Below are 14,787 nucleotides of genomic sequence, written 5' to 3'. Positions count from 1 at the left end.
ATGGTCTATTTTTTGGGTAAATTAAGATTGAAAGTATTTAAATTAATGTAAGTTTTTATACATTTTTGCAATTAACTGCAATTAAGGTAATTGCATCCCTGTAGACTTATCAACTTTCCGTCTTTTTTTCGCTGCTTCTTGTGAAGTGCTCGAAGTAAAAATAGATCTGCCTTGCTCTAGAGCTCGCTCTTTTTGCGATGAATAAGCGACGTCCGTTAGCGCCGCTGATACTTCTTTTTCTGTGCCAACTTCCAATTCTTCTTTTGAAGCTTTCATTAAGGTTGGTAATGGCTGATGTTGCTCTTGATTAGTACTAAAAAACCCTGGGACCATCTCTTTTCTTTTTCTTGGTTGTATAGATTCTCTTTTTTGTAAATCCTCTTCTTCTATAGGCGTTAGTGTCATTTTCTCAGCATCTTGCAGCTTCTTACTTTGTGCAATAAGAATGTTATCTGCTAATCGCAGAAGATCTCTAAAAGTAGGCGCAGGCGTTAAGTTCTCTCGCGCTGCTCTTTTAACTTGGACTTCATAAGCTTCAATTAGCTCTATTATTTGCTGTTTGCTTAGGCCTTTTGCTTGTAAAATAGCTTCCATTTCAGCCGTGTTATAAGGTGGTAGCGTTGCTTTAATAAGCCTTCTAGCCAAGGCATCACTTGGATGTCGGCGGCCGGCCATCGTGACTGGATTTTGCGTACCAATAATTAAAAACCCCGGCTTCTTAGGTCTTTCTTTTTTATCATTATACCCCATAAGTAAATCATTGATTAGACGTTCCATCATGGGTGAACTGTTAATTTCATCAATGACAACGACAGCACCTTCGTTAAAGGCTTTCAATAAGCAGGCTTTTTTCTCTTCTAAGGATAAGCTGACAGGAATATGATAAAAGATTTTTTCTGGTAGCGACTGATTTGAATCGACATGAATAGAAACCTGTTGATAACCTTGCGCGATTAAAGAGGCCATGACGAGTTCGCTTTTACCAGTACCCGGGTCACCCTCAAGAATAAGCCCCCCTAAGCCACCATACTTTTGCGCTTCATTTGCACCTTGTTGCCGGTAAACACGCAGTGCCAATAAAGCTTGCAATTGTTGCCATACCGGCCTGCGTGAAGGGGTCAGTAAAAAATCTTTTGTCACAGCTAGCGCTGCTACATCGGCTGTTTTAATTTTAGGTTTAAATTGCTCATCAAATTTTAAGCGACCGGCCGTAGGTACGTTCTCAGCAACCACATTATAAGCGTAATAACTTGCTAATTTGCTCAGAATATCAGAACTTAAGTTTAAGTTAGGGCGATTTTTAAGGTGAGAAGCCACAAAAAGAGCCATCATTTGTACTTCACGAGGTGAAATTAACACGCTTTCAGCTGAAGATTCACAAAGAAACCGATAGACTTTAAGAAGCTCACAACTTACTTTTAAAACACTCTCTTCGTCTAATCCACTCTCAGCAAACACCGGTTTTAATATCTTTTCATAAATGTACTCTTGGGGCATGGGCTCAAATATCACGGCCCGGCCATGCTCTGCAAAAAGTGATGCTAGACGACGTTCATCCCCGTAATTTAAGGGATTACCAGCAAAAATGACTTTATGGTCTGAACTTAATTCGTGGATAACGCCCTTAATAAGGACGGTAGGTGGTTTATTAAATAATCCTTTAAAAGCACTAAATTCACTCGGTAATAAATTGGCCTCATCAATAAATAAAATCTTTTGTTGACCAAATTCACTGTCAGTTGCCCAATTTAGAAGGTTATCTAATCCCTGATATAAATTTACATTGGTTTTGTTTTTAAAATGCTTTTCAACAAAGGTTGATTTTCCAACGCCTGTTAAACCCGCTAGAAAGACATGAGGGCTGTAAGCGAGTACTGCATTTACTGCTGCTAACCGTTGTCTATCAAATTCTTCAGCAATAACAGCACTCTTTGTCTTATCAAAATCCTTTAATTTCACACCGCCTGATATGCCCTCTAAACCGGCCCAATTTAACTCACTATTAGTCTTATTAGGATGGGAACGCAAATAGAGTAAGCGTGAATAAAGCTTATCAAAGGTCTCATTAACAAATAAACTTTCATCTCTGAGTTTATAAATTTCTGTGGGAAATAACCGTTGCAATAATGCCCACTTGTCCATAAGTTCTACATTATGTACACGAGTAATAGGTAAATAAGGAAAGCTGCTTTCATGACTTACAAGAGTAAGCTGGTTTGGTTTAAGCTTGTCTAAGTGACTTAGTAGGAATGGCGCTAAAGCATCAATTAAATCTTGTGAAAAATGGCCTTTTAAAATAATTGGCGTGCCATCCTCAATGGCTTTTAATAAAGCACGCTTAAACGATTCAAAAACTAAGCCTTGCGCGTGATTGAATTCAGCATGGAGATCCACTAATAAATCACTTGGCTCACATTCTGAAACATCAATGACACAATAGTCATTATTTCCTAATGTTAACTGATGAATCGTTGCACTGATATCATCGCTTATAATAGAGACTATAGAATCATGAGTAGTCTTCCGCCAGGTTGAAAACGCCGGTGGGACTTTTATTAAATCATATCGGTTTAAAGCAGCAGGTAATTTAACACCTGGTGCAACATGAACGGTTAATTTAACCTTATGCTTTTGACAAGCAGCTAAAAACATAGCCCATTGATCATCAGTTAATTCACGAGTTAAATGCACAGCCAACGCTTGTCCAGTATAGTGTTCTATTAATCCAGTGGTTGTGAGCAGCTGTTTATCTTGGCAACTGTACTGATTAAAAAAAGAGCCAAACTGACCTGGGTTTAATACCTCGGCTTGGGTATTAAGAAGATGTGAGATTGCTACGTTTGTTACTAAATAAGCCCAATCATAACCCTTGCTTACTTTTAGTTGAAAATCCTTTGGTAAGCTAATTCGCTGCCCCTCGTAATCAACATAACCTAAAGCAATCGTTTGTTGCCAGAACTGCTTAAACGCCTGGTCATCCCAGGGGCCATTCTTAATTTCAATGGGCATTGGTTTCTTTAACGCATTATGAAGTGCCCCTTCAACAAATTGAAGTTGGTTACCTCTAACAGCCCAATAACCCAGTAAACGCTCTTTCCAATCAGGCGCATTATAAAGGTCAAGGGTATTTGCTTCATGTGTAGCCTCAACAGGCATATCAACCGCAGGTAAAGGCGCAAGTCGATTAAGTTCAGCAAATAACATCTCATCTGTGACGGGACAAGCTTCAACCGCATCGAAACGTGAATAAAAATCCTCGCCTTGATAGCAGTCCGGTTTACGGGTATTGATTAACCCAATAATCTGCGTGTTAACTGGTAAAGGCGTTCCATCGGCATTAGGGGCTTTATCAATTAAAGCATTTAAGCGAACAATATCATCTGCATCAAAATTATCATAATTAACGATTAAGTAAACGGGCGCTGTACTCGTTCGGTAGCTTTCAAGGAAATCATGTAATGGCCCGCCAGGCCCTTTTTGTAACGCTCCAATCTTACCCGTGCGTTTTATAAAAGGCGCTGAACAAACCAAGTCATCAGGTGAATTAATATAAAAATAAGGACGAGAGGTGCGTTTACAATAATCCTGTAAACTAATTTGCAATGCACTAACCGCCTCAGAGCTCGATAACTCAACTAACGTTTTTTTCTTTTCTGGCTTTGCTAAGTGCTGACAATAGTGTTTAGTTGAGGTGGCTTCTGGCTTTGATTTCTCCCAGGTAGCCAAATATTTTGCATATTTAGGTTGGGTAGCGAAGATATGCTCTGATGCTGTAATAGTTTTTGGCGTGTTGGCCTTTGCCACGGACTGAGATTTAATGACTTTGTCTGGATGATTAGAGTCATTAATCTTGCATTCAGCCGGGTAACCACCTAAATCTATTTTTACCCATTGATTACATAAGTAAATCTCGGGAAACGCATGACATGAGTTACCTATAAATCGAGTTAGAACTTGATCATGATTTTCTCGTCTGACCAATTCTTGAAATGCTAAGGTACGATGACGACAAGCCCCTTTTTCCTGATCAATGATAGCTTCCAAATAATCTTCGCCAGTTGGGTTTGTTTTTTGAAACTTAAGCGCATCAGAACCAAATTTTTGCTTAAAGTACTTCTCCACATTCTCACAATATAAAGCCTGCGTAGAAGGTAACGCAGGTTGAGACTCTATTTTCAATAAAAATGAAATGTTGACGGCCTTATCACCAGGACCATAAAGATAATATAAATTATCACGTTGAGAATATTTAAGCTCAACGCCTGGAACTGGTGGGTCTAAATGATAGTGAGTTATCATTTCATGGGCAACCCAAGAATCAAGAGCAGCCCCTTCTGGCGAAGGAACAAGTCCTTCTTGATGGCCAAAATAATAAATTACGCCACTTTGCCTTCTTTTCTCATCAGCAATAAGCCTTTGCCCTTGCTCTATAATTTCCTCTACACTGGATGTCTGCTGTATATTAGTAGGTTCAACTAAGCTTAGATCACCTACATTACGTAATAAGAATGCTTGATTTGGCAAGCAGGGCTCTTCGTTAACTTCAAAATCGTTATATACGCTTTTGCGATACATAGTTACATCAGGTACTGGCGTCTCTGAATCAAGGGGGAAAAAAGTACGTTTAACATTAAATTTTTTGTTAGGATTAAACTTTGTGTCAGCATCCATCACTTTTGAATCATAGGAAGAGTGCGAGTGTACGCTTTCATCGTCATCTGTTCTTGCTCGAAAACCATGCTGACTACGTGATTTACTTCTTACTTCCTCACTATCTTCCTGCTCTAATTGGTTAAGAGCACTTAACAAATTGCGTTCTTCTAGCAATTTTTTTAATTCATCATCAATGAAATCAAATTGGCAACCACAGATATCGAGCTTCTTAAGATTAGGAGCAGCGCGAATGATTGCCTTTAAATTTTCCTGGCTTATATCTGAAGAACTTAAACTAAGATCTTCTAGCCTAGCTAACCGAAAAGAATGCTTTTCTTTAAAGGGAGAAAATAGCCCATTACAATCAGCTAAATTTAGACTTTTCAACTCACTTGCTTGATTAAAAATAGCTTCCAGGTCAGATACCTTAAGGCTGTTATGGCTTAGATTAATATACTTAATATTACTAAAGTTAACGCCAACCGTGAAATCTATGAGATCCTCCGGGTCATCTTGATCACTTTCTAAGTTTAAATCTTCAAGTAGGTTAGTTTGCCTTAATAAACTATTTAAATCTTTTCCATGAATAGAGGTATTTATTGCGTGAAATTTTTTAAGCTTCGTTAAATTGAACCCTTGTGTAGCATTACTTCTGATAATACAAAAATTTAGCTCCAATGAGGTAAGCTCTGTTGCTTTCTGTAGCAAAGAATAACTAAAATAGTTATTGTCAATTTCTTGGCCTTTAAGATGCAGGGCTTTAAGGTAAGGAAATTCAACTTCCTTAGGTAGAGGAGCGCATAAACCAAAGTTTTTTCCTAAACTTAATGTTTCAAGTTTTGTCGCTTGAGTTAGAATAGTTGCTAAATTACCTTCTGTAACCTCACTTTCAAATAGGTGCAGTCTCTTAAGATGTTCAAAATTGGCGGTTAACGGAATTTCACTACATAACTCTTCACACTCAGTTAAATTTAATGATTCAAGGTGCTTAGCATGTTTTAAAATACTCTCTAAGGTGGCAATAGTGATCTCACTAGCACTTGCATCTAATTCCTTTAGGTTGGAAAAATGAATGTCTTGCATAAGAGCACTATCGTTAAACGTTATAGTTATCCCCGACAAATTTAATACCTCAATAGCTGGGGCTTGTACTGAAATAGTAGATAATTCGGACACATCAACTTCAGGTGATAATTTAAGCGCTCTTAAAGAATTAAAGGGTGTTGTAAAAAAACTGGCTAAATCGTCATGTTCTAGTTCTAAACTTTTAACTGATTTTGATTGTTCTAAAATATCCTTTAAATGTGTTTTATTTAAATTATCCTCTATAGCATAATTAAACTTTTTTAATTGTAACGAAGTAATGTGGCCTAAATTTAAGTCCCTTGTAAAGGGGCACGTATCTACTAAGGTAATATCCTGCACAGTTAAAGATTTAAGCGAGCTAGCTGATACTAGTAACGATTCTAGACTTGCTACGTCGGTAGTGACATGTGTTATTGAAAGTGCTTCAAGCGTTGCGATTTTAGAAGAATTTTGGAGAGCTGTACTTAGATTTAAGTTTTTTAAATTTAAAGATTTAAGATTAGGAAAATAATCAACGACTGTCGCTAACTCTTCTGCCTTAAGCTCGCCTTCATTATAATAATTAATAGTTAATTTTTCTAAAGCGCTTAGTTCTGAAATAGTCCAAGTCTCATTATTAATTGTTAATAAACCCTCTCTTAGCAGCGCTTCTAGTTGCTCTCTATTAAGTTCAAGTTGCCTATATTGAGTGCGGATAGCGATCTCTTTAGATAGAGTTGATAATAAACTTTCAACATTAAGCGTTTTAAGTGTAAGTAAAGGTCCTAAATCACAGTCTATAATAACGGCATCAAAAGGAGGTGTTGCTTGTTTAGTCGTAGCTAGAACAGTACTTATATCATCACTAGCGACTAAATCGCTTAAAAACAGTTGTTGGCTTTCAGTACTAGCAGGTGTTTTTAATAAGCTTGTTAACCAATATTTATCAAGAATCTTAATTTGGTCTCTTATTAAATGATGCTGGGCTGCTGTATCAGCTATAATTTTGCGAGAAATAGTTGGGGTGATTAATTGACGAACCTCTTTCTTTTTCAGACAATTAACATTTTCTTCACCTAAAGCTATTACCTGACCATCCTGCCAAAGATAGACTGGAAAACCGTCTTCCATTAGTCGCCTTATACTTTGTATGATTTTTTCAAATTCCCAATCTTCTAAATTATTTAATGTCCAATCTGCGATTACGAGAGACTTTGGTTTAAGTTGGCTAGTTACATGTGCTTTTTTAAAAGGGGCCTGATTCCTAAGAACTCGATTTACAATTAACTTACCTTGAGGAATACGGCTAAAAACGTCACCTTCGCCTTTACTACTAAAATAAAATGTCTTATCGTACATAAAAAAATCGATATAAAAAACTTGTATTATATTTTAGCAAATATTTCTTAAAGTTTAATTAATAAGCTTTTTGTTCATTTATCAAACATATTTATTTAAATTTTATCAATCAGCTTTGTCTTTCTGGATTTAACGCTTAAAAACTCCAGTAAATAAGCCATGTAATTTTGGTTTATTTATGCTTATTTATTTTAAATTATTTAACCATCTTCTCTATATTAATAAGATCTATCAAAAGCTTAACATTTTATTACGAGTCACTTTTATTGAAAAAAGTGATATAGAGGTTTCTTGTGAAGGCTTTTAAATGGGCTGTTCCCTATGAAATCAAATTAGCTAATTTGTTATTTTTTTTACCAAAAGATTTGGCAAAATTAGTTTGCAAAAATGTAAAATCTTACAAATTGCACTGTCATTTGAATACAATCTGTGTTAGAAAAATTCTTAGTGCGATACTAAAAAACAATATGCCATTTAATTTAATTTTTGGGTAATAGCAACATGAGCATTAGCCTTTGGAGTCTCTTATTAGGGCAAGAAGGATTAAATCGAGCTCGTAGATTATTTGAGAATTTGCATAATAATCCCGACGAAGCCTTTGCTGATTTAAAATTTGAGGAAGCTCATCAATTACGTAATTTATTACCGTCGATTTCAAGTTATTATAGCCTTGAATTAACTCGCATTAATCCGGCCTATTTTAGTTATTTAAGTGATAAGCAACGAGAAGAATTAATAAATAAACTACTTTTTATGTTCTATGTTTTTGCCTTAGAATATAAAATTCATCTCACTGAAGATCGAAAAGCAAAAAGAATTGAGCTTGAAGCTAAATTAAAGCAATGTAGTGAACTTCTCTATCAGTTAGGAGAAAGCGCTAAACCGTTAACCCCTGAAAATCAACTCAATAGAGAGATAAATCATGCCGAAAAATGCTTACATTTATTGGGCTATACTATTGTCGCACCCTATATTATAGAAAAAGCATTAGCTTTTATTGATGCAAAATATCAAGAAGCTAAACAGGCTGATATTGATGTAAATACAGCAAAAATAAATGAAATCTTAACAGATATAAACGACGCGAGATTATATTGGGTATGGGCAGGTGGCCTACTAGCCAGTATTTTTCAAGCGATATCCGATACTTTTTATGGTAATGCCAAAGCAAAACAACAGCTTAATAAGATTGCGCCTTATACAGGCTATATGAGCTTTATACTTTATTATATTCGTTTTGCCGTTAATATTCTTTTACTGCTTAAACATACCATCAAAGGATTTTGGATGAGTACTGCTGAGAAAGAGATTGAACTACCAACATGGGAGAAATTTAAAACTCAATGGCAACAGCGTAAGTTTGCATTATTAAATGATTTGATCTGGGGCCTAGCGAATATGGCTTGCTACCTTTGGCTTAAAGGTGAGGGAAAGCTAGGTTACATTGGTAGTATAGTCTGCGCTCTCTTATTACTGATGGATTTAACACTATCAATCTGGCGTTATAAGGAAGAAAAAAAAGAATATGATGAAAAGATAATAGCCCTTGAGGAAGCTCAACGCCAGTTAAAAAAGCTAAAAACTAATTTAAAAGAGGAGCTAAAAGCATTAATAGATGACGATAAAAAGAGAGAGGCTTTATTACGGGAGCTAAGAGAGATAGATTATAAGATTGCTGAAAATAGCAAGCTACAGAAAGACATCCAATTTAACTGGCAATATAGTCGTTACCAACATATTAATAATATAGCTTACTCAGCAAGTTTATTTTCAGGCTTTGCAGTTATGAGTGGTTTTCTTATTCCAACTCACTTATTAGCTCAGTCCATGTTATTAACTACAGGCATTGTAGGTGCAGCATTATGTTTTACCTTGACCACCATCTATGCTGCAGTCACTTATGCCATTGAAGTTCATAAATTAACTGAGTCAAAAAGACTAATTGATGAAGAAAAAAAGCTATTAACTCGTGAATTTAAAAAGTTACAAGGTAATGATGAAGATACAGAAAATCAACGCAAACAGCTTTTCTTGCGAATCAGGGGATTAGAATTAGAAGCAGAATATACCCGCCGATTAATTTTATTTCAAAATCTGAAACTAGCTAAATCAATTATAAGTAATGTCTTAATTCCTACACTTGTTTTTATTGGACTTGTTTTTATGCCATTCGGAATTGGTGCTGCTGTAATAGCTGCTAGCGTCTTTTTAATTTTATTAACTAATGTCTTGGTAAATAGACAGAAGCCAGAAGCACCTAAGTTAGTTACATTTAATAAAGACGCTTATGAAAAATTCAGGCATAAGCAAGATAATTTAGCAGCTGCAGGAAATGAGCCAAAGACCAAAATCAGCCGTTATAGGTTGTTCAACTCAGATGGTATAAAGCAAAAAACAGTAGAATCGGCTGAATCGGCTGCAGAAGAAGCGGAATCGCTTTTACACGGAACAGAAGCTACAAGTGGTGCTATTAGCGTCTGCGGTTAAAATAATTACTCTATCTTAATAACAGCAGCGCCTATAAGTCGACCATATCGCAAATCATCAAGCGCTTGGTTTACTTTAAGTAAGGGATAAATATGAATATCGGTTTCAATGGGGATCTTGGGTGCAAGTGCTAGAAATTCTTCCCCGTCTTTACGAGTTAAATTAGCCACTGAACAAATTATTCGCTCCCCCCAAAGTAGGTCATAAGGAAAACTTGGTATAGGACTCATATGGATTCCTGCACAAATAACGATTCCGCCCTTAATAGTATGGCTAAGAGCTATCGGTATTAATTCACCTATTGGTGCAAAAATAATTGCTGCATCTAAAAGTTGTGGCGGGATTTGAGTTGAATCACCAGCCCAAACAGCGCCTAATTGATAAGCAAATTGCTGCGCTTGTATATCGCCCGCCTTAGTAAAAGCATAACATTTTCTACCTTGCTGATGAGCAACTTGAATTAAAATGTGGGCAGCAGCACCAAAGCCATAAATACCTAAGTATTCAGCATTGCCTGCTTTGAGTAACGCCCGATAACCAATTAAGCCAGCACAAAATAAAGGAGCAGCCTGTTCATCGAGGTAATCATTAGGAATTGGAAAACAAAAACGATAATCTGCTACGCAGTACTCGGCAAATCCACCATCTAATTGATAACCTGTAAAGATAGCCTTATCACAAAGATTTTCCCTGCCAGCTAAGCAAAAAGAACATACTCCGCAACTTCCTCCAAGCCAAGGCACACCTATACGCTGGCCAATGGTAATACCTTTTACTGACTCACCTTTTTCCTGAACTACGCCGACAATTTGATGTCCGGGAATAAGAGGTAATTTAGGGTGCTTTAAGTCACCATCAACAACATGTAAATCAGTCCGACAAATACCACATGAGGCGACTTTAATTAAAACTTGGCTAGAATTAGGCTTCGGCTTATTTAATTGGCGATGCTTTAATCTTTGTCCAATTTTTTCAAGTACCATGGCTTTCATATGCTTTGTCCCTGATTAATTTTTTAAGATTAAATTAAAGAGACTTATACAACGATGAGTAAAATTTTATAAGTCTTAAGGCTCTATCCTTTTGAAAGATTTTGGATCATTTGGATCAGGGTTATGTGGCGTTGGCGTCGTATTAAATAAACCATGTGTAGAAGGTCTTTGCACTGGTATAGTATGGATTAAATAATTTATTGTGTCTTGTTTTAGCTGTATCGAATTTAAATCTTGTCTATGGACATTAACTGAAATAAAGTTACAGAGCAAGTCTAAAGCTCCTGACCCTTTTTTATTAATTGTGTTACGTAGCTCTTGCTGTTCTAATATTGTTGATAAGACATCAACACCTATCTCACCTAACTGTGGATCTAATCTAGCAATGAACGCTAGAATAATTGTAGGGCCATTTGGATAACCTGCAATAAAATTAGCTGCGGATTCATTTTCAATTAAATTAAGAAGAAATTCACCGTATTGTGGCTTTAAGCTTTCATAATAATTTTTTGGTATTGCTGCTGTGCCTAATAAATTATTAATTTCCTCTTCTGTGCGTGGCATAAACAACTCCAAAGTACAGTGTTGTACTAATATTATACAATAAAATTAACTTTTAATAAAAATAAGTTTAAATTAGAAGGGAATAAGCTTTCTAAATGATTTACTCAATAGGAGAAGAGGATGTGTGGACGGTTCGTGCTAGAAGTGGATGCTAAACGCTTAAAAGAGCAGTTTGGACAAGTTTCTATTGAGTCTTTACCTCAGGGCTATAATATAGCACCAACTGAGCAAGTACTGTGTTTGAGACAAACAGAGCAAGGTTTGCTAGCTGAAAATATGAAATGGGGGATTACTCCCTGGTATCAGCCTCAAAGAAATTCAGTATTATTTAACGCGCGCCAAGAAAGCGTAGCTCAAAAATCTGTTTTTCGACAAAGTTTTAAACATCGCCGTTGTCTTATGCTTATGAGCGGCTTTTTTGAGTGGCAACCTATTAAACAAGCAAATACTGTTAAAAAGCAACCTTTCTATATTACACGGGCAGATAAGAAATTACTTGCCGTAGCTGCAATTTGGGAACGAGGAAAAACTGAAGAATCAAATGGCTTACCGTCTTGCTGCCTATTAACTACAGATGCCAATGATGTTATAAAAAAGCTTCATAATCGTATGCCTTGGATTTTAAATGAAGAACAACAAGAATTATGGTTACAAATGAAACCTCTAGATGCCAACCATCTTGAACTTATTAAACAACTCGACCACCCTATTGAACTTGATTATTTTCCAGTAAGTACAATAGTTAATAATGCTCGATATAAGGCAAACGATACAACGAAACCCTTATAAATAATTTTTATAATCAACCACTTTTATTGACTTCGTATAGGAGTTCAATTACTTTTATTCTTCAATAATAGTTAGTATCTGTCTAAAAGGTGTAGTAAATGTTGTCTATCCTTAACAGGAGTTTAGGATTAATCGCTGGCGCTATCTTTTATTCTGTTAAATCTTTATTAATTAATTTAATAATAACTGCTGGATTAATAAGTATAAGTTTACCAGTATCTTTAGGCTTCTCTTTTACTCTTAGCTACTATATTTATCATAAAACCCGAAGTAATAAACTTGATAAAAAATTGATTAGTGCATTCTTAGCAGGCATAACTTCTTTGCTGTTCATACCTTTAACACCAATCATTTTTACCGCATTAATCTTAGCTACAATTGCCGATGTTGCTACTTGCACTGTTAAAGGCATTACTGAAGGCTTTAAACAGGGTATTTTTGTAGTATTAACCTCTACAATTACGGATTTCTCGAAATTTAGCTCCTTGCTTACTTTCTTAAAGGTAGTAATAGAAACTATAAAAGAGAGAAACAACCTTAATCCTACAAGCACGCCTACTTACAAAGATTTTAATATTACTGTAGAAGATAAAATTTTTTCTGTGCAGTTACTCGAAAAGGAGGAAGTTCAATTAGCAAGTAAAATACCTACACTTAAGGTCGTGCTTGCACATTATTTATCACTTTGTGAGCGTCTAGAGCAGTTAGATAAAGCGATTATTAAGCGTCAAACTGCTAATAAGTTAGAGAATAATGAGTTAGGTACTTTAGATGATGAACTTATAACTGATGAAGTGATTTCCCTTATGCCTATAACTATACCTGTGTTATTAGTTAAGCAATATAAAGATGAGCATAGCAACTGGAAGGCAGTAATAGGTAGTACTAATATTTCCGATCTTAATAATCTTCAAAAAAGTATGAAAACGTGCCAAAGGGCTATTATTGCTCATCCACGAACAGGCGAAGATTTAATTAATGAATTTGTTGAGCCTACGGGTAGACTATGCCGTTATCGTATTTATAAGTATGTTGATATAAAAAGAAGCTCACAAGAATTATTCCAAGCTATAAAAAGTATTCGAGCATATCTGGCTCAAACTACTTTTGCTACAGAAGAGCTAGCGTCAGAGTCTAGGGCAGCTACTTATCCTTTTTTTAATCATAAAATTCAAACTAATTCATTAGATAAACAAAAATTAAACAATCACTTTGGATCTATTTAATTTTGTTAAAAAGTATCATTTTTTAGTTATAGTATCCTAAAATTTCTATATAACACTTGATCTGCACTTTTTCTTCTATGGTTAAATCTTTTGTACTTTTATAAAATTTAGTATTCAAATTTATAATTTTGTATTTGCACAGACATAAAGCTTATCCATTACTCATTAGATCCTTTCAGCCTCATTAAGATGTTTAATTAATCCTTTTTGCAAGTAAATAGGAGCCGCAACTCGACGAATTTCAGGAAGCTTTTTTATGTACCAAAATAAAACTAATAAAAGTATTATTGCGGCAATACCAAAAGCGATCATGACATTAAAAAAACTGCCAACTACGCCATAAAATAAGGTACTTCCGATAGGAATGGTACCAAAACTCACCATGGTAATAATGCCAATTATCCGGCCTTGAAATTCCACGGGTACAATCTGCTGGATAAATACCATACCTGCAGTTAGGGTTACCATTAAACCAAAATCAATTAAGAACAACACGGGTATCGCCCACAATACAGAGCGGCAAAAAGCTAATAAGAACATACTAATTATTAAAATTAAAAAAGAAAAAATAAATATACGATTCAATCCTAGAACCATTCTCCTTGCTGACATATAAAAAGCGCCAATGGTACCTCCTATGCCTCCTATAGCTAATAATAACCCTAATGTTCCTGCGCTACCGCCTAAATAGTAGCGATTAACCACAGGTACTAAAAATAGATAAGGCCACCCTAATAACCCTATAAAACCAAGTAAAGTAATGATAACGAAAACGGGTAGTGAATTTTTTACATAGAGTAAGCCGGCTAGCATTTCCTGTAAAACGGACTTCCTCGTTATAGGTATTTCTGCCCTATGAGGAATATTTAGCAAAAAAACAAAACTTAAGAAAAATAATAAAGCATTAAACCAATACGTTGCTCCTTCACTTAGATAGGTAATCAGAAGACCTCCTAGTCCATAACCAAAAAACATAACCACTCGATTAGTAGAGTTAATTAAACTTGTCGCATTGCCTCGAACATTTTCATCACTGATAAGATCAGACACACTCGTTACAATAGCAGGAAAATAAAAGGACTGACTGAATCCATAGACAATAACTAAAAACAACATTAGCCAAAAATTTGGCCAGCCAAATATCAATAATATTGCCATAAAGAGTGCTGCAAATAGCCCACTTAACGAAACTAGCTTCATAATAAAAGGACGTTGATACCGATCAACAAGCGCGCCCACTAAGGGGCCAAGTAGCATAGGCAAGTTAAAGCCAAAACCTATTAAACCTACATAAAAAGGAGAATTACCTTTGATATGGGTAGCAATTAAGCCAAATACCATACCTGCCATCCAAACAGCTGTAAAGAAGCATATTTCTGAAATATATATAAAGCGGAATCCAGGATACGCAAAAGGTTTTACAAAAGGTATTTTGGAAGCATTCATAATGTGCTCTCTAACTATAATTAGTTGTAAGCATTCTATGAGTTTAGCTACATTATTTAATTTTAGTAATTTTTTCTAAATCAGTTTTGCTAAATAGCTAAAGTTCTTATTTATAAATTGTTGCGCAGAGCTAATAAAAATTTACTATAGCGCCACCTACTAAGCTTTATACTTCGTTGTACACTCCTTCGCCTTGCTCACTTGCG

Annotated in this window: 7 protein-coding genes; 3 read left to right on the top strand and 4 right to left on the bottom strand. The window is 35.5% G+C overall.

Translation table 11 applies throughout. The features are described 5' to 3' along the window. Positions 1-81 precede the first annotated feature (81 nt). A complete protein-coding gene (locus ACQUW5_RS09030) occupies positions 82-7,077 on the bottom strand; it encodes an AAA family ATPase (RefSeq protein WP_444990908.1) in 6,996 nt (2,331 codons plus the stop codon). A 501-nt stretch (positions 7,078-7,578) separates the two neighbouring features. Between ACQUW5_RS09030 and ACQUW5_RS09025 the strand changes: the two genes are divergently transcribed. Beyond that, the gene (locus tag ACQUW5_RS09025; RefSeq protein WP_444990907.1) at positions 7,579-9,564 is read left to right on the top strand and encodes a hypothetical protein; all 1,986 of its coding nucleotides are present in this window, start codon (positions 7,579-7,581) and stop codon (positions 9,562-9,564) included. 5 nt (positions 9,565-9,569) lie between these two features. Here the strand turns inward: ACQUW5_RS09025 and ACQUW5_RS09020 are convergent, their stop codons facing one another. Beyond that, positions 9,570-10,556: a zinc-dependent alcohol dehydrogenase family protein gene (locus tag ACQUW5_RS09020; protein WP_444990906.1), complete on the bottom strand. Its 987-nt coding sequence runs from the start codon at positions 10,554-10,556 to the stop codon at positions 9,570-9,572. A gap of 75 nt (positions 10,557-10,631) precedes the next feature. Then, positions 10,632-11,120 carry a hypothetical protein gene (locus ACQUW5_RS09015; protein ID WP_444990905.1) on the bottom strand — a complete coding sequence of 163 codons (489 nt, stop codon included), beginning with the start codon at positions 11,118-11,120 and terminating at the stop codon, positions 10,632-10,634. 120 nt (positions 11,121-11,240) lie between these two features. Here ACQUW5_RS09015 and ACQUW5_RS09010 point away from each other — a divergent pair, with 120 nt between their 5' ends. Both ACQUW5_RS09010 and ACQUW5_RS09005 read left to right on the top strand, forming a co-directional pair. Continuing rightward, on the top strand, positions 11,241-11,909 hold the full coding sequence (locus ACQUW5_RS09010) for an SOS response-associated peptidase (protein WP_444990904.1): 669 nt from the start codon (positions 11,241-11,243) through the stop codon (positions 11,907-11,909). 98 nt (positions 11,910-12,007) lie between these two features. Next, positions 12,008-13,135 (top strand): hypothetical protein, encoded by a 1,128-nt coding sequence (locus ACQUW5_RS09005; protein ID WP_444990903.1) that lies wholly within the window; start codon positions 12,008-12,010, stop codon positions 13,133-13,135. Between the two features lie 165 nt (positions 13,136-13,300). Here the strand turns inward: ACQUW5_RS09005 and ACQUW5_RS09000 are convergent, their stop codons facing one another. Beyond that, positions 13,301-14,581 (bottom strand): MFS transporter, encoded by a 1,281-nt coding sequence (locus tag ACQUW5_RS09000; protein ID WP_444990902.1) that lies wholly within the window; start codon positions 14,579-14,581, stop codon positions 13,301-13,303. Positions 14,582-14,787 lie beyond the last annotated feature (206 nt).

Source organism: Legionella pelazae (assembly GCF_052527395.1).
Note: the sequence above shows the minus strand (reverse complement) of the source record. Positions and strands in the feature narration are given on the sequence as shown.

Coding starts and splice junctions, on each gene's coding strand:
- ACQUW5_RS09000 (WP_444990902.1), bottom strand. CDS start 14,581: ATGAATGCTTCCAAAATACCTTTTGTAAAACCTTTTGCGTATCCTGGA.
- ACQUW5_RS09010 (WP_444990904.1), top strand. CDS start 11,241: ATGTGTGGACGGTTCGTGCTAGAAGTGGATGCTAAACGCTTAAAAGAG.
- ACQUW5_RS09015 (WP_444990905.1), bottom strand. CDS start 11,120: ATGCCACGCACAGAAGAGGAAATTAATAATTTATTAGGCACAGCAGCA.
- ACQUW5_RS09030 (WP_444990908.1), bottom strand. CDS start 7,077: ATGTACGATAAGACATTTTATTTTAGTAGTAAAGGCGAAGGTGACGTT.
- ACQUW5_RS09005 (WP_444990903.1), top strand. CDS start 12,008: ATGTTGTCTATCCTTAACAGGAGTTTAGGATTAATCGCTGGCGCTATC.
- ACQUW5_RS09020 (WP_444990906.1), bottom strand. CDS start 10,556: ATGAAAGCCATGGTACTTGAAAAAATTGGACAAAGATTAAAGCATCGC.
- ACQUW5_RS09025 (WP_444990907.1), top strand. CDS start 7,579: ATGAGCATTAGCCTTTGGAGTCTCTTATTAGGGCAAGAAGGATTAAAT.